General features: G+C 45.0%; 17 protein-coding genes and 1 tRNA gene. 3 read left to right on the forward strand and 15 right to left on the reverse strand.

The genetic code is table 11. The features are described from left to right. Nucleotides 1-153: 153 nt before the first annotated feature. On the reverse strand, nt 154-993 hold the full coding sequence (locus tag MHH76_RS13330; RefSeq protein ID WP_035338373.1) for an STAS domain-containing protein: 840 nt from the start codon (nt 991-993) through the stop codon (nt 154-156). A gap of 107 nt (nt 994-1,100) precedes the next feature. Between MHH76_RS13330 and MHH76_RS13335 the strand changes: the two genes are divergently transcribed. Next, nucleotides 1,101-1,172: transfer RNA gene (locus tag MHH76_RS13335), tRNA-Gln, on the forward strand. A 62-nt stretch (nt 1,173-1,234) separates the two neighbouring features. On the opposite strand, the gene MHH76_RS13340 is transcribed toward MHH76_RS13335, so the two are convergent. Further along, a complete protein-coding gene (locus MHH76_RS13340; RefSeq protein WP_003183482.1) occupies nt 1,235-1,612 on the reverse strand; it encodes a Spx/MgsR family RNA polymerase-binding regulatory protein in 378 nt (125 codons plus the stop codon). A gap of 210 nt (nt 1,613-1,822) precedes the next feature. On the opposite strand from MHH76_RS13340, the gene MHH76_RS13345 reads away from it, so the two are divergent. After that, nucleotides 1,823-2,068 (forward strand): DUF2626 domain-containing protein, encoded by a 246-nt coding sequence (locus tag MHH76_RS13345; protein ID WP_020452180.1) that lies wholly within the window; start codon nt 1,823-1,825, stop codon nt 2,066-2,068. A 35-nt stretch (nt 2,069-2,103) separates the two neighbouring features. Here the strand turns inward: MHH76_RS13345 and MHH76_RS13350 are convergent, their stop codons facing one another. Then, entirely contained in the window at nt 2,104-2,742 is a 639-nt protein-coding gene (locus MHH76_RS13350) for an MBL fold metallo-hydrolase (RefSeq protein ID WP_020452181.1), read from the reverse strand. Nucleotides 2,743-2,897: 155 nt separating this feature from the next. Here MHH76_RS13350 and MHH76_RS13355 point away from each other — a divergent pair, with 155 nt between their 5' ends. Then, nucleotides 2,898-3,071 carry a DUF2759 domain-containing protein gene (locus tag MHH76_RS13355; protein WP_003183486.1) on the forward strand — a complete coding sequence of 58 codons (174 nt, stop codon included), beginning with the start codon at nt 2,898-2,900 and terminating at the stop codon, nt 3,069-3,071. A gap of 60 nt (nt 3,072-3,131) precedes the next feature. On the opposite strand, the gene MHH76_RS13360 is transcribed toward MHH76_RS13355, so the two are convergent. From MHH76_RS13360 to rpmG, 12 genes are all read right to left on the reverse strand, one after another. Continuing rightward, nucleotides 3,132-3,446 (reverse strand): MTH1187 family thiamine-binding protein, encoded by a 315-nt coding sequence (locus MHH76_RS13360; protein WP_020452182.1) that lies wholly within the window; start codon nt 3,444-3,446, stop codon nt 3,132-3,134. Between the two features lie 15 nt (nt 3,447-3,461). Then, nucleotides 3,462-4,571, reverse strand: coding sequence for a hypothetical protein (locus MHH76_RS13365; protein ID WP_035338374.1), 1,110 nt, complete (start codon nt 4,569-4,571; stop codon nt 3,462-3,464). A gap of 54 nt (nt 4,572-4,625) precedes the next feature. Beyond that, nucleotides 4,626-5,750, reverse strand: a complete 1,125-nt coding sequence (locus MHH76_RS13370; protein WP_035338375.1) for a M14 family metallocarboxypeptidase — start codon at nt 5,748-5,750, stop codon at nt 4,626-4,628. 132 nt (nt 5,751-5,882) lie between these two features. Next, a complete protein-coding gene (locus MHH76_RS13375; RefSeq protein WP_033155114.1) occupies nt 5,883-6,824 on the reverse strand; it encodes an iron-hydroxamate ABC transporter substrate-binding protein in 942 nt (313 codons plus the stop codon). Between the two features lie 174 nt (nt 6,825-6,998). Then, the gene (locus MHH76_RS13380) at nt 6,999-8,897 is read right to left on the reverse strand and encodes an LTA synthase family protein (protein ID WP_035338376.1); all 1,899 of its coding nucleotides are present in this window, start codon (nt 8,895-8,897) and stop codon (nt 6,999-7,001) included. 181 nt (nt 8,898-9,078) lie between these two features. Further along, nucleotides 9,079-10,053 carry an ROK family glucokinase gene (locus MHH76_RS13385; RefSeq protein WP_035338377.1) on the reverse strand — a complete coding sequence of 325 codons (975 nt, stop codon included), beginning with the start codon at nt 10,051-10,053 and terminating at the stop codon, nt 9,079-9,081. Nucleotides 10,054-10,077: 24 nt separating this feature from the next. Next, on the reverse strand, nt 10,078-10,275 hold the full coding sequence (locus MHH76_RS13390) for a YqgQ family protein (protein WP_020452188.1): 198 nt from the start codon (nt 10,273-10,275) through the stop codon (nt 10,078-10,080). Between the two features lie 100 nt (nt 10,276-10,375). After that, complete coding sequence (locus MHH76_RS13395; protein WP_020452189.1) at nt 10,376-11,830, reverse strand: spore germination protein; 1,455 nt, start codon at nt 11,828-11,830, stop codon at nt 10,376-10,378. 76 nt (nt 11,831-11,906) lie between these two features. Then, on the reverse strand, nt 11,907-13,445 hold the full coding sequence (locus MHH76_RS13400) for a rhomboid family intramembrane serine protease (RefSeq protein ID WP_025811154.1): 1,539 nt from the start codon (nt 13,443-13,445) through the stop codon (nt 11,907-11,909). A gap of 96 nt (nt 13,446-13,541) precedes the next feature. Next, nucleotides 13,542-13,715 (reverse strand): hypothetical protein, encoded by a 174-nt coding sequence (locus MHH76_RS13405; protein ID WP_020452191.1) that lies wholly within the window; start codon nt 13,713-13,715, stop codon nt 13,542-13,544. Between the two features lie 42 nt (nt 13,716-13,757). Then, entirely contained in the window at nt 13,758-14,330 is a 573-nt protein-coding gene (locus MHH76_RS13410) for a 5-formyltetrahydrofolate cyclo-ligase (protein ID WP_020452192.1), read from the reverse strand. A gap of 49 nt (nt 14,331-14,379) precedes the next feature. Continuing rightward, nucleotides 14,380-14,529, reverse strand: a complete 150-nt coding sequence (gene rpmG / locus MHH76_RS13415) for a 50S ribosomal protein L33 (RefSeq protein ID WP_003183500.1) — start codon at nt 14,527-14,529, stop codon at nt 14,380-14,382. Nucleotides 14,530-14,574: the final 45 nt, after the last annotated feature.

Below are 14,574 nucleotides of genomic sequence, written 5' to 3' on the forward strand. Positions count from 1 at the left end.
TTGCGCCTCCTTTCTAAGCGCAGTTTATACGAAAAACATCGGAAGCATCAAATCCTTAAAAATCGCAAATCAAGCTGAATACGAAGCAAAAACGGAATTTCCGAATACCGATTTGACTATTTTATTCAGCTTCCAACTGCTGAAATGAGAAATTTAAACCTTCTCTTCAGCCTTGCCGTTTTCACGGATGCAAAAGCCTTTATTGCAAAGCGCCTTAGCAAGGCTCTGTTCTGTGTTAATATGCGAAAAATCCATCCCAAGCTTCACAACTGTTTGGGCAATCTCCGGTCTCAAGCCCGAAAGAACCGTCTCAACGCCAAGTAGTTTTGTGCTGTCTACGACTTTGAACAACTGGTAGGCAACCATCGTATCGACGACAGGAACACCGGAAATATCAATAAACAGATGCGAGAGATGAAGCTCAGCACACTGCTTAAGCGCAGATTCAATGATCACCGTTGCCCTGTGAGTATCAATTTCGCCAATGAGCGGCAGCACACCGATGTGTTCTGATACCGGTATAACAGGTGCGCTCAGTTCGCGTATCATCTCGGTCTGCGCCTTCAATTGCCTCTTTGTCGTATGCTCATATTCAAGAATAAACTGTTCAATAACCTCATCCATCATTGAGTGAAGCTGTTTATTCCAGATAAAAAAGTCTTTTTTCGAACAGTCCGGTGCATGTTTATCCGAAAAATGCTCGATTTCATCTATTAAAAGTTCACGGCACACTTTAAACCCCTTTATGCTTTCAGTCACCGGAATTTGGCTAACAGCCCTGTCGTAGGCAATTTCCTTGGCGCATCCGGAAGCTTTATCCCAGCATAGCGCCTGTTCATCCTTGGCAAATACCCTTGAAACAGCCAGTATAAAGTCCTTATATTGCTGTGCCGTTTTTTCTTTTTCAGACGCTGTTCGGGACAGCCATTCATCGGTGATTCTGTCCGCCTGTTTGACCAAATACTCATAAAGGGCTGCATGCTTGTTTTCCATGTCAATCCTCCTCATTGTTTTCCTTTAAAATCAATCGGCTATATGACCAACATTTTGATCACTATGTATAAAACGAAATCGATTGTCTACACTATACGTAAGCGCATTGGGCTATAGCCAAGCGGTAAGGCAACGGACTTTGACTCCGTGACGCGCTGGTTCGAATCCAGCTAGCCCAGTTACACAGGCGAAAAAACGAAGATATGCTGAACATGCAATGTGTCAGCAATCTTCGTTTTTTTCAGGAAACAGAACGGTGTAAGGTGTGTTTTTTTAATTTTAAGAGTTCGCCGGGATTATATCCGACAACCAGCTTATCGCCGTTTACGATAATCGGGCGTCTCAGCAGCTTTGGTTTTTGAATTAACAATTCCAGCACTTCGCTGACCGTTAATTCTTCGATATCAAGATTTAACTCTTTAAATGCCTGGCTTCTTGTCGCCAATATCTCATCAATTCCTTCGGTCGTGAGAGACAAAATATGTTTCAGCTCGTCCTGATTCGGCGTTTCCCTGAAAAGATGCCGCTCTGTAAAATCAACCTGGTTCGCTTTCAGCCAATGTTTCGTTTTCCGGCATGATGTGCAGCTCGGGTATGAATAAAAGGTCAGCTCTTCCATGAATGATTCCTCCTTAAAATGTACTGACTTTGTCTTTGTATGTTTTAGTACCCGTGATATTTTCCGTTTAAACACGTGACAGGTGATTTTTTAAAAATGCTTATCACAAAATTGTAAAAAATGAATTGATTTTCCCAAAATGAAAATGTTTACATTTCAAGATAAATTGGCTTATAATAAAATCAAAGGGGCTTTTTGGGAGGGATATAAATGAATCGCATGTTCCGTGTGTTAGGATTCTGGACAGGTATCTTTGCGGTCATGTTTTATTTAGGAAATATGAAAGATGCATCACTGCTGTTCTTCGGTCAAACTGTATTCTTTGTGTTCTTATCGTATCTCAACTTGACCGAGCGGATGTACATTTATATTTTCGGTGCTTACTTGACAGTCTTTTTTGCCGCATTTACATATTATTCTGTGTTTATTATGGTTCCCGGGCAGGGAGGCCATTAAAAAAGACGATCCATCAGGATCGTCTTTTTTATGTTTTACAAAGTAAATCCGTTGATGAACGGGTTTTGTTCCTGTTCTGTTGCAATGTCCGTCTCGGGGCCGTGACCGCTTAACACAAGCGTCTCTTCCGGAAGTGTCAGCAGTTTTTGATGAATACTGTCCATCAGCACCTTTTGATTTCCTCCCGGCAGGTCTGTACGCCCGACTCCCCCTTTAAATAAAACATCCCCGGAAACGATCAGGTTTTCTTCTTCCGCATAATACGAGACGCTGCCCGGAGAATGTCCAGGCGTAAAGAGCATGCGGAGCGTAAAAGAGCCGATTTTAAGATCCCCCTCTTCTTCGATCAGATGATCTGCTTTTTCTGCTGTGATCGTCTGTCCCGTAAGCAGCGCTGAACCATTTAATGAAGGATCAGTCAGCCATTCAGCTTCATTTTTATGTACGTATACAGGAATGTTCCATTCTTTTCTGACATTGTCCACGGCTCCGATATGATCAAAATGAGCGTGAGTGAGCAATACTGCAAGAGGCTTCAAACCGTTTTCTTTTATGTATGCATTCAGTTTCCCTGATTCGCTGCCGGGATCAATTATTAAACAGGTACCGTCATCATGGGATAAAATATAAGCGTTCGTCTGGATTGGCCCTAAAGGCATTCTTCTCCATTTCATTTTCTTCACCTCAGATTCATCTTTCTTTGTTCCATTATGAAGGTTTTGCGGGAAACTTTCAATGAATCATGTTGTCCTCGACAAATTTGATGAAAACGGTTAAAATAAAATTGGAAATATACTGCAGGGGATCCAAACGAAGGGGGTTTATATTGATGTTGCTCGTGATCATTTTCGGTCTAGTCACGATATTATCTGCTCTTGGAGTTCTTCGTTCTCTTAAACAAATCAACGTTCTTGGCATCTTATTTGGCGGGGCGGCTTTTTTAGTGTTTGGATGGTTTACCGTCATGACAATCATTAACAGCGGGTATCCGACAGTCCACTAAACCCGGTGCCTTTAGACAAAAACAGCCTTATTCCGTTATTCCGGAATAAGGCTGTTTTTCTTATTGGCTGAAATGACGCTGGACGCTTGCAAGCTTGCCTTCCATCGTCGTTTTCTTGTCGCGGCGGTCGTCAATCCTGATATTCGTCGCCACTCTGTGGATGCCTTTTTGGAAAGGCGCTTCGTGAATCGTCTGAATCACCTCAAATAAATCGCTTAATTCCCCTTCAATCAAAGTATTCATCGGTGTCAGCTGATATTGGATTTTGCCTTCTTTTTTAAATCCTTCTAAAATGGTTTGAATCTCCGCTACATACGCGCTTACGCTTGGAGTTTCGGTACCGATCGGTATGATGGTAACGTCTGCTATGGCCACTGTCCATTCTCCTTTCTATTCTTTTGTCACAAGGGGTGCTGCAGTTTTTGAGTTGAATGAAATGATTTGATCCTGGGTATAACCGTACAATGCATAATCCCCGTCAGGAGATACGGTAATCGGAAGCATTTCCACTTTTTCACGAATGACTTCCCGTTTGCCGGTTTTGAGACTGACGGAAATCAGATCATACAAGGAGCCCGACTCATTCGGCTGATACGTATAAAACAGCTCATGCCGAGGGTCGTAGCTGTATTCCATCGGTGACAGGCTGCCATATTCCGAGAACAGCGGCAATTTGAAAGAAATTTTCTTTTCCGAAGAAGAAACGTCTGAAAATATGTAGGTGCCCTGGCGATGACTGGATGAAGGCGCTACAATCAGCCGCATATCCCCCAGAACATCGAGCAGTACGGCATCACCGGCGAGCTTCTTTTCCCGTCCGTCCGCTGTGTTGAAGGAATAAACAGGAGCCGGTTTTTCCCGGTTCCGTTCATTCCATTTGATATATTCAAAAGTGTCGGCGGAAGTCCAATGAACAAAGGCGGCCTGTGCGATGTCTTTTTCGGTTTGCTGTTCTTTCGCATCAATCAGGCGCGATTCATAATTCCAATCTTTCGTAAAAGTTGTGACGTATAAAAGATAAGGGTCAAACCGATTCCAGTCCACTTGCAGTTCATGCGTGCGAAATTTTTTTGTGTACAGCTGTTTTCCCTGTAAATTAAGCAAAGTTAACTTCATTTCAGAGCCGTTTCCGGCGGTTTGGATGAGAATCATGCCTTTTTCCCTGTTTACTTCCGCCGCTATCAGCCTGTCATCCGTCTTGTAGATCGTTTCGCCCGTCCCTTTAAATATATCATATGATTTGACTTCACTTCCTGCGACCGGATCGGTTGCGGTGTATATAACGGTTTCATTATCAAGCCATCCTGCCGCCTCATCAAAGTGCCGGTCCTTCAGCGCTATCACTTTTTTATCTTTTACTGCTGCACTGCTTTTCTTTTTCCCTTCCGGCTCCTCATGATGAACGCTTTTCGTTCCTTCCTGATGCTGCGGTGTGCAACCAGCCGCAGCCACGGTCATCACAGCGGCAATAAGCCATAACGAAACTCTCAAACCGGCCATTCTCCCTCCATAAATGATTGGCTGTCTAATTTACGATTTTCACCGTGAAAAGTTTCAGCTTTCAAAAAAGCAGGATGCCCAAAGTATGCCTCTGCTTTTACAATATATATCGTCAAATTGTTTCAGTGGTAAAGGATTTTTTCCTTTGCCGAGTTCAACAGTATATCCTTCTCTTCCGAAAAAATGAATAAACCAATCTCTAAATCCTGCATAGCTGTCTATATATCTGACGCCCTTATAACCGCTCAGGCGCTCAAATGTTTGGATCACATCGGCTGATTCAGGAGGCTCCAGCCCCTTGTACCCCCAATAAATTTCCTCTCCCTGTGTGTGAAGCGCCACAAGCCGATCAGGCGGCTCGTTTGCGATTAAATCCCTCATCGCTGCCGCTTCCGGTTCTGTCAGCGGTTCATCTCCGGGGTAGTCCCTGTAGGAAGGGGATTTGGGCGGTTTTCTCTGTTTTTCGATCTCCCAAAAAGACGGAAACTGATTATTTAAATCCACTCCGTTTATATTGGCTTTCCATTCCCGGAAATCCGGTTGATGCTCATTCATCTCATCCAGTGCTTCCCGCGCTATCCCAAGATGACCGGGACCGTTAAGCACAAGATCAACCCCGTCGGGATTAACGATCGGCACGACGGAAAGCTTTGTTGATGAAAAAATGTCAAGCGGTGAAAAACCTAAAGCGGACCGGCCTGTACATAAATGATAACAATATTCTTTGAGCCATTTCATCAAAACAGAAGTGGTGATCCATTCATTGGCATGAAAAGAAGCATTCATATGCGTTTTTTTTTCGGCATTTTCAGCTCCGAGGAGCAGTTCGTATATAGGCTGGCCCATGCTTGAGCGACCGATGATGCGGGAAGTAACAAACGGAAAGCACTCCGTCAATCTGTCAATTTCCTTTTTCAGTACTGCTGAATCGTAAACGACTGTTTTTGTCAGCCACTGTTCATCTTCAAGTGTGTATTGATTCACCAATAATTGCAGCTGTTCATATGTTTCGGCTGCTGGAACGTTTTTTCCTGCTTGAAAAGACGCTCCCGGAAAATAAAATTCGTCCGCGGCTGCATTCGCGTTTGCGCTGATTAAAAGCGGTTCGGGTATGTTCAGGATATTAGACAATCTATCCATATTCTGCTTTAACTCCGGTTTGATGTTGATGAATGCCATCAATGATCCCTCCCACAATAGCATATGATGAAGGCTCGTTTAAAAACTCTCCCGGTTCGCTTAAAAAACGCTTTTTCAATAAGGTTTCAGCCCGCAAAAAAACTTCCGCCCAAATAGGCGGAAGTTCATCTATTATTTCGCTAAGCTTTCTGTAATAAAGTCAAGCTGGCCCTCTAATGAAATCGGATCGGAAAAGTAGAAGCCGACAGGGTCGATTTTATAGACATGTTGATTTTTGACCGCGCCAAGGTTCTTCCAAATGGAGGTATTAAGCACGGCGCTGTCGTCTCCGCTTGATTCCCAGGGCCCTATAAATATATAATCTCCGGCGAATTCAGGCAGCTTTTCTAATGAAATGCTCGTGTAGCCCGGCCCTTCGTCGATTGCTTTTTCCTTCGTCAGCTTTGTCGCCTTTAAGCCGAGATCTTGATAAACAATGCTTCCTCCCCTTCCGAATTGATCGCCGAATACAAAGATTTCTTTGCCATTCGTTTGCATAATGGAAACCGTTTTGTCCCCGACCGCTTTTTGAATTTTTGATTTTGCCGCGGCAACTTTTTTGTCCCATTCAGCCAGCCATTTCTCCGCTCGATCTTCAGTACCTGTCATTTTTGCGAAATCCTTCAGCCGTTCAGTGTTATTCAAGCTGTCATATTTCAAAGCGACCGTCGGAGCGATTTTTTCCAGCTTTTCGATATCAGCGCCTTGGGTCGTCCATACGACAATCAGGTCCGGTTTTAATTGAATAACCTTTTCAGCGGAATTTCCTTCACCAATGTTTGTCACACCCTCGGTTTTCCCCTTGAAATAAGGATTTTTGAATACCCTGTCAGGGGCACCCACTACATTGAGACCGAGTGTCTTGAAATAGCCGAAATAATCGTCAGCCATGACAACCACCCGTTTCGGATGCTTCGGAACTTTAACCGTTCCGTTTTCAGCCTTGTATGTAATCGTTTCTTCGCTTTTTGATTGAGAAGACGAATCTTTGCTCTCCGTTTGATTGCCGCATGCTGTCAATGCTGCGATCAATAATAGTACAAAGCATGCTCCAGCGAGCGTCTTTCCTTTCATATTCACCTTTCATACCTTCTTTCTGGTTTGAATATCGATAAAGAGAATCATTATCAATTATATCATAACCGGCATCGGCTTGGATCATGATTTTGATGACGGACTCTTGTCATTAAAAACAGGCCGGAACGATATCCGGCCTGCTGCATCAGCTTTCTCCGCCAAAAGAAAAGCTTACTCGTCTTTCGGCTTGGCGTCAGATTGCTTTTTTAAGCGCTCGCTGTCATAAAACCTCAGCAAGTCGCCATAAATGATTTGATCTGAATATGAAAGCTCCTGTTTCGCTTTTTCAATGTACGGCTCACAGCCTTTTTTATCTTTAGACGGCTCTCCTGTTGATTTATCATAGCATATGCCGTCTGTGTATACTTTGTCTTTCGTAATAAAGCTGCCGTCGCGAAGCACTGTAAACTCCGTTTTGTCTTTGGCAAACAGGTCGTTTCCAAACTGGATCTGATCGCTCGAATCGATTCCGAGAAGGTTCAGTACAGTCGGCCGAATATCGATTTGGCCGCCGACGGTGTCAATGGCTTTCGGCTCTTTATCCGTCACTCCCGGAATGTGGATCACAAGCGGGACTCTTTGAAGCTGCACTTCCTCAAACGGGGTTACTTCTCTGCCGAGGAATTGGCTCATCGCTTCGTTATGGTTTTCGGAAATCCCGTAATGGTCACCGTATAACACGATAACAGAATTATCGTAGAGGCCGTCTTCTTTCAGCTTTTCAATAAAACGTTTAAGCGCTTCATCCTGATAGCGGACGGTCGGGAAATATCTGTTTAACGTACGGCTTTTTGAATCAAATTCATCGATCAGTTTATCTTCCTCATCCAGCTCAAACGGAAAATGGTTTGTCAGCGTGATCAGGCGGGTATAAAACGGCTGAGGCATTTCTTTCATCAGCTCTGATGTTTGTTCGAAGAATTCCTTATCTTTCAGTCCCCAGCCCACTGAGTTTTCTTCGTTTACATCATAGGAATTGATATCGTAAAACTTATCGTATTTAAACGTATCGTACATAATATCCCGATTCCAGAAGCTTTTGTTGTTCGCATGGAAAATCGAGGAATAATAGCCGTGGTTTTTCAATATTTCAGGCATTGCCGTATATTCGTTTCCTGCATTCGTAAAGAAGACCGCTCCTCTTCCAAGAGGATAGAGAGAGTTGTCGACGATGAATTCGGAATCTGCCGTTTTGCCTTGGCCTGTCTGATGATAGAAATTCTCGAAGCTGTAGCTTTTCTTTATCAGGTCGTTTAAATAAGGCGTAATCTCTTTGCCGTTTAACTTTTGGTTCACGACAAAGCTTTGGGTGGATTCCAGGGAAACGAGGATCACATTCCGACCCTTGGCGATCCCGGCCAGGTTCTGATTGGTGTCCGTGCGGTTTGCGTTGACATAGTTTTCAATCTCCGTGAGGCTGTTGCTGTCGGCCAGCGCACGCTGTGCAGATTGCTTTGACTGGATCAGCCCGTCATAGATATGGAAGTTGTAAAGACTGATATTCTTCACAAGAACTTCCCTGTCAAACGATCTTGTCAAAAGCTGCGGTCTTTCTGTTTCAGAAATCCCTAAATTGAAAAAGAAAACGGCAGCGACAAATAGATAGTAAGCCGCGCGTTCCTTTCTTGTCGCCTTTCCGCCTGTTTTGGCAGGCTGGCGCTTGTACAGCCAAATTAAAATGGCAATGTCGACGACGAGGAGCAAATCGGTCGGCATAAACAAAGAGTTGATACTGCTTCCCAAATCACCCATATTATTCGTCTGGAACAATACAGGAATCGTTAAAAAGTCGTTGTAAAAACGGTAGAAGATCATGTTCGCAAGCAAGACAAACGTCAGGACGATGCTTGCCCCGATAATAAACCGGTTCCTGTTTTTTTCTTTGAAAAACAGGCCGATTCCGAATATAAACAGCAAAAAGCTTAAAGGATTGATGAACAATATAAACTCTTGCATGAAGTTTTCAATTTTAATGTTGAAGCTTGTTTTGTAGACGACATACGTTTTCAGCCACATCAGCAATGTCGCAATTAACAAAAACGAAATTTTTGAAAAAAATGACTTTCGCATTCGAAACCTCCCTATGCAGCAAGACGCATGTTTCCGCAAATTGAATTTCCACATATTGTTTTATTTTAGAAAAATCGCTAAAATTACTAAATCATATCTTAACCTGTCTGTACAAAAAAATCAATCATTTTTCACATTGGCTTAAAAGTGTTAACAATGCTGCAAAGCGTTCCGAAAATGCTTATAAAACAGGCTCCGCCTGGCTTTTCAGCCATTGGTTTTTGGCGATCCATGCGCCGCCGATCACGCCTGCGTCGTTTCCAAGTGAAGCGATTACGATCTCAGCCGCCTCGCCGGCCCGCGGGAATACGAAGCGGTTGAAAGATTGTTCAACTTTGGAGCGCAGGATTTCTCCTGCTTTTGAGACGCCTCCGCCAATTACGATTTTCGAAGGATTGAGTGAGCTCGCCAAGTTGCCGAGGACCATTCCTAAATGACCCGCCACATAATCGACGACTTCGCAAGCAACCGGATCATTTTCCCTGGCCGCTTCAAAAATATCGCGCGCCGTGATATCCGGACATGCACGCAAGTCTGTATCTCGATGACCGGATTCTATTTTTTCTTTGGCAATCCTGACGATGCCCGTAGCCGAAGCAATCGTTTCGATACAGCCGCTTTTCCCGCAGTTGCACGGCGCTCCTCCTTCAGGAACTGAACAGATGTGGCCGATTTCTCCGCCTGCACCGTTTTGCCCGCGAACGATTTCTCCGTTTACAATAATGCCGCCTCCGACACCCGTTCCCAATGTGACAAGAATCAAATCCTTTGCGCCGTCTCCCGCTCCTTTCCACATTTCGCCGAGAGCCGCGATGTTCGCGTCATTTTCAATGACCGCCGCTAATCCTGTCTCTGCTTCAAGGTGGTCTTTTAACGGATAGTTCTCCCAGCCCATGTTCGTCGTTTTATAAACGATGCCGGTCTCCGTATTGACGGGGCCCGGAGCGCCCATGCCGATCCATTTTAAGATGTGCTTCGGTTTGCCGAGCTCTTTCAATTTTCCGTCGATGGCTTTTGCGATGCTTACCGTAACCGTTTCCCCCGATTTATCGGTCGGAATTTCCCACTTGTGCAGGATTTCACCATAAGCGCTTACAAAAGCGAGCTTTACCGTTGTTCCTCCAAGGTCGACTCCGACCAGCCAGCTGTCATTCATTTTGCTCCCCCTCTAATCCCTGTTTTATTTTCTCTTTACTTTTGTGAGTTCATTCTGCAAAATTGAAACGCCTTTAAGCCACTGTTCTTTTTCTATCAGATTCGAAAGAAACATTTCTTTCAGTTCGTCCATCATATATTCAAGTTCAAGTTCGCGATCTCCAAAATAAACATAACATCCAAACTGTTTCAGCAACAGCTGTACATCATAGGCTGTTTTCATTTTATTTCACCATTCTTTAAAGGTCTAACATTAGAGTATTCATAAAGCTGTCCGGCGTCAAGCAAAAAAAAAGCCTGTTTTCCTGAAGGAAAACAGACATTCAGCGGTCTGGATCCTGGGGATCCAAAAATACGGGCCTTCTATTTTTCAGCGGCATTGGCGTTCGAATCGCGATATCTCGAAAGGCTCTGTAGTCAAAGGGGATAAACGGCCATAAATACGGCACATGAAACGACTTCATTCTGACCAGATAAATCACCCAGCAGAAGATCGCGATGACAAAGCCGATCGGTCCGAATGCGCCGGCCGCGATCAGGAGAACGATTCTTGCCAGCCTGTTCGCTATGCTCAGCTCATAGCTCGGCGTAGCAAACGTGCCGATAGCCGCAACAGCGAGATACAAGACGACTTCATGCGAGAAAAGTCCGACCTGCACCGCCACTTCTCCGATCATTAAAGCAGCTACAAGTCCGAGAGCCGTAGCCAGAGACGACGGGGTGTGGATTGCAGCCATCCGCATCATGTCGACGCCTATTTCAATTATGATGAATTGCGCAAGCAGCGGAAGGGCCCCTTTTTTTTCAGGCCCTATATATTGAAGGGCGTCCGGCAAAAGATCGGGATGAACGGAGAGCAAAAACCACAGCGGCAGCAAAAAGATCGATGCCAACACAGATATAAAACGGACCACTCGCAAATAGGCGCCTGCAAGCGGTTTGTTTCTGTACTCTTCGGCATGCTGCAGATGGTGCCAAAAAGTAACAGGGGTAATCAGCGCGCTTGGCGAACCGTCCACAAAGACGAGAATGTGGCCTTCGTACAAATGAACGGCCGCAGTATCAGGCCTTTCTGTATAGCGGACCGTCGGATAAGGATTCCAATGACGGCCGCCGATATATTCTTCCAGTGTCTTTTCCGCCATTGTCAAAGCGTCCGTATCGATCGCTTCAAGCGATTGCTTCAGCTTTTTTACACTTTCCAAATCAGCGATATCTTCCAAATAGCAGATGACAACATCTGTTTTGCTTCTTCTGCCGACCTGAAGGAACTCCATTCTGAGGGACCGGTCGCGGATTCTCCTTCTCGTCAGTGCGGTGTTGAACACGATCGTTTCGACGAAGCCGTCTCTTGAACCTCTGACGACACGTTCATTGTCGGGTTCCTCCGGGTTTCTTGCCGGGTATGTCCGCGCATCGATAATAATGGCATGGTCCACCCCGTCGACAAGGAGAACGGCCGGCCCGGACAACACCTGGGCTGCTGCTTTGTCGAGGTCGTCTTCCGTATCAATTTCGATGTATGGGATGTACGTTTTGATCAGCTTCTCAAGCGGATCGTCTTCCAGACTTTCAGGGGTGAGCCTTGAGAGATTCTTAAGCAAGTGGTGCATAATATCATCTTTTACAAAGCCGTCGACAAGATAAAGCGACATGTCTCTATCAGCATAAACAACATCAAGCCGGATCATATCGAAGCTTTTGTCGACCCCCAGCTTTTCATTTAAATATTCAACATTTTTCGCTAAATTTTTTTGGACCGCATGCTTTTTTTCCATTGTATATTAAAAGCTCCCGTCAAATGAGTCTATACTAAAGACCATTTTTAACATAACGGAAGCTTTTCATACTTGGTTACCGGGCGGTTTCTTTCTTAAGTTCGTCCCGAAACGCTTTATACATCTCTTCATCAGGCTTTTCTGCCAACGCTCTTTCAACAGACTGTTCGGCTTTGGCGAACTCGCCTTTTTGAGCATAGAGCCTGGCAAGATTATAGAGTGAGGCGTGATCTGATGGATCTTTTTCAACGACGGCCTCGAACCTTTTCTCAGCGTTTTCAAACTCGCCGAGCTGAAATTCGGAATAAGCGAGCAGCTTTAAAGTGTCGCTGGAAGCGTCCTGCTTTGAGCCCGCTTCCTGCAAGGCATCTTTTACCTTTTCATAGTCTCCCTCTTCATACCATTTCGCCGCCTGATGCAGCATGGCATTTTCCTGCATCGAAGCTGAATGTGTCCCAATGTACAGAGCGCCTCCTCCGATGACAAAGATGAGAACCCAGCCTGTCAGCCGCTGGAGTGGTCTTTTTTTCCCGGGGATTCCGACTGCCAAGGCCGTCAGGAGTCCGCCGATCAATCCGCCGATATGGCCGGCATTGTCAACATTTGAAATCGTGAAACCGAGGCCGAGGTTCAGAATGATAATCACAATGATATTTGTTCCAATCGTTTTTAAGAAAGCTTTCCGATTTGAAAAAGCCAGATACAAAAGTGCTCCCAAACAACCGAAGATGGCTCCCGAAGCCCCTGCGGACGGATACGGGCTGAACAGAAAGCTGCCGATCGATCCAAAAATTCCTGCTGATATGTATATGACAAGAAAGCGGAATGATCCAAACACCCTTTCTGCCGCGGCTCCGACAGACAGCAATGCAAATGTATTGAACATGAGGTGGACCAATCCGATATGAAGAACGATCGGCGTGACAAGCCGCCACCATTCCCCTGCTAACAGGAGGCTGTTTTCCTTCGCACCGAACCGGATGAGCGTGTCGGTATTCTGACTGCCGCCCGACATTTCCAGAAGCAGAAACATGAAGACTTGAAGCACTGCAAAAATCCAGGTAAACATCGGTTTGCCTTTCTCAAATACAGCCGCTTCCCGCCGCCTTTCTTCTTCTCTTGCTTTAGCCGCTGCTAATACTTCGGCTCTCTTCTCTTCCACATTCTCGTATCCGGCATCGTGCATGTGGCCTGTCAGCTCATCCGGCCCCATGTTTAAAGCAACGGCGAGTTTGCGGAAGCCTTCTTCAGCCGAAGCGTGCTCAATAAAAACCGGCACGATGCTGATCCGTTTATCTGCGACCGGATGACTGACAACATCTTCCCACTCATCTACAGGTGCTTCCTGTGACAAATAGACGTTTAATATCGAGAGCTTTCGCTGCCTTGATGCTGCTCTCAGGCGCTCCGCTCTTTCATAAAGAGATTCCAAGTCACCGACGAGATCCTGTCTGAAATCGATATCCTTCCGAAAAACGCGAACCAAATCATACGGCGCGCTCCCCCTTGCTTCAAGCCAGGCTTCTCCGAATGAAGCTGGTGCCTGCACAAGCTCAAAATCCCTGTCTAAGAGGTTCCCGATGAAATTCCAATACAAATAATCGATTGAATACATACCGACGCTCCACAATTGTTTTTGTCCATTATAACAGGAAACGCGTCATTCTGCGCCTTTTAAGCGCTTTAAAAAAATCCCGTTTTTAAACGGGATTCAGAAAGCCTGCTGTATAAACTTATTGCGAAAAAACGGAATTCTCATCATCAAATGGATAAAATAGTGGCGGATCTGGTTTTGACCAAGAATGAAATTGATGACACGATAACGGTTTTGAAAAAACACAAGGGCGGCAATGACGCCTACTGCAATGAATGTAACTTTTCTCATATGATCCCTCCTATAACCGTATCGTGTCTCATTTTTTAATAATTATTCAGCAGACCCGCTGCAGGTGTAAACGGCGTCTTCGGTAAAAATTTGCTCAACCGGAATGTCGTGCGGCTCCTTTGGGACATGATCGATCACTTGGCACTCGAAAGCCAGCGATGCGGTATCTTTTGTGAAACCGGCCAGGTATCTGTCATAATAGCCGCCTCCATAGCCGATTCTGTATCCTGTCCGGTCATAGCAAATTCCCGGCACAAGGATGAAATCGATGTCTTCAGGCTCCATCCGCCCGGTTTTGTGCACGATCGGTTCCTGCAGGCCAAAATACACAACTTCAAGATCGCTTTCATCCTGAAAGCTGCGAAAGTGCATCTCTTTTGTATCAGGCATACATTTCGGAATGCACACCGTTTTTCCTTCAAGCCGTGCCTGTTCGATAATCGGTTCTGTCGGAACTTCGCGATTTCTGGAAATCGTAAGGGCAATGCCAGACGCTTTTTTCCACTGTTTGGATTGAAAAAGCTTCCGGTGAATCGCTTCCGCCTTTAGAAGAAACTCCTGTTCCGGCATGTTTGCAAGCCTCTTTCTGACCTCATTTCGTAAAGAACGCTTCACATCTCTTTCCCCCTTAAAAACAGAAAAACAGCAGGAAAATCCCTGCTGCTTACTTTGTTTCGCGGTGTAATGTTGATTTTTTGTCACGTGGGCAATACTTTTTGAATTCAACGCGATCTGGATTGTTACGCTTGTTCTTTGTAGAAATATAGTTACGCTCGCCGCATTCAGTGCAAGCTAAAGTAATATTAACGCGCATTTATTTTTCCCTCCAAACTATATATCATTTCTGTTCAGACTTATC

The organism is Bacillus sp. FSL L8-0193 (assembly GCF_037976065.1).
Taxonomy (GTDB): Bacteria; Bacillota; Bacilli; order Bacillales; family Bacillaceae; genus Bacillus; species Bacillus paralicheniformis.

Bases quoted from the DNA above. Each gene is read 5' to 3' on its own strand.
- MHH76_RS13330 (WP_035338373.1), bottom strand. From the start codon at position 993: ATGGAAAACAAGCATGCAGCCCTTTATGAGTATTTGGTCAAACAGGCG.
- MHH76_RS13340 (WP_003183482.1), bottom strand. From the start codon at position 1,612: ATGGAAGAGCTGACCTTTTATTCATACCCGAGCTGCACATCATGCCGG.
- MHH76_RS13345 (WP_020452180.1), top strand. From the start codon at position 1,823: ATGAATCGCATGTTCCGTGTGTTAGGATTCTGGACAGGTATCTTTGCG.
- MHH76_RS13350 (WP_020452181.1), bottom strand. From the start codon at position 2,742: ATGAAATGGAGAAGAATGCCTTTAGGGCCAATCCAGACGAACGCTTAT.
- MHH76_RS13355 (WP_003183486.1), top strand. From the start codon at position 2,898: ATGTTGCTCGTGATCATTTTCGGTCTAGTCACGATATTATCTGCTCTT.
- MHH76_RS13365 (WP_035338374.1), bottom strand. From the start codon at position 4,571: ATGGCCGGTTTGAGAGTTTCGTTATGGCTTATTGCCGCTGTGATGACC.
- MHH76_RS13370 (WP_035338375.1), bottom strand. From the start codon at position 5,750: ATGGCATTCATCAACATCAAACCGGAGTTAAAGCAGAATATGGATAGA.
- MHH76_RS13375 (WP_033155114.1), bottom strand. From the start codon at position 6,824: ATGAAAGGAAAGACGCTCGCTGGAGCATGCTTTGTACTATTATTGATC.
- MHH76_RS13380 (WP_035338376.1), bottom strand. From the start codon at position 8,897: ATGCGAAAGTCATTTTTTTCAAAAATTTCGTTTTTGTTAATTGCGACA.
- MHH76_RS13385 (WP_035338377.1), bottom strand. From the start codon at position 10,053: ATGAATGACAGCTGGCTGGTCGGAGTCGACCTTGGAGGAACAACGGTA.
- MHH76_RS13390 (WP_020452188.1), bottom strand. From the start codon at position 10,275: ATGAAAACAGCCTATGATGTACAGCTGTTGCTGAAACAGTTTGGATGT.
- MHH76_RS13395 (WP_020452189.1), bottom strand. From the start codon at position 11,830: ATGGAAAAAAAGCATGCGGTCCAAAAAAATTTAGCGAAAAATGTTGAA.
- MHH76_RS13400 (WP_025811154.1), bottom strand. From the start codon at position 13,445: ATGTATTCAATCGATTATTTGTATTGGAATTTCATCGGGAACCTCTTA.
- MHH76_RS13405 (WP_020452191.1), bottom strand. From the start codon at position 13,715: ATGAGAAAAGTTACATTCATTGCAGTAGGCGTCATTGCCGCCCTTGTG.
- rpmG (WP_003183500.1), bottom strand. From the start codon at position 14,529: ATGCGCGTTAATATTACTTTAGCTTGCACTGAATGCGGCGAGCGTAAC.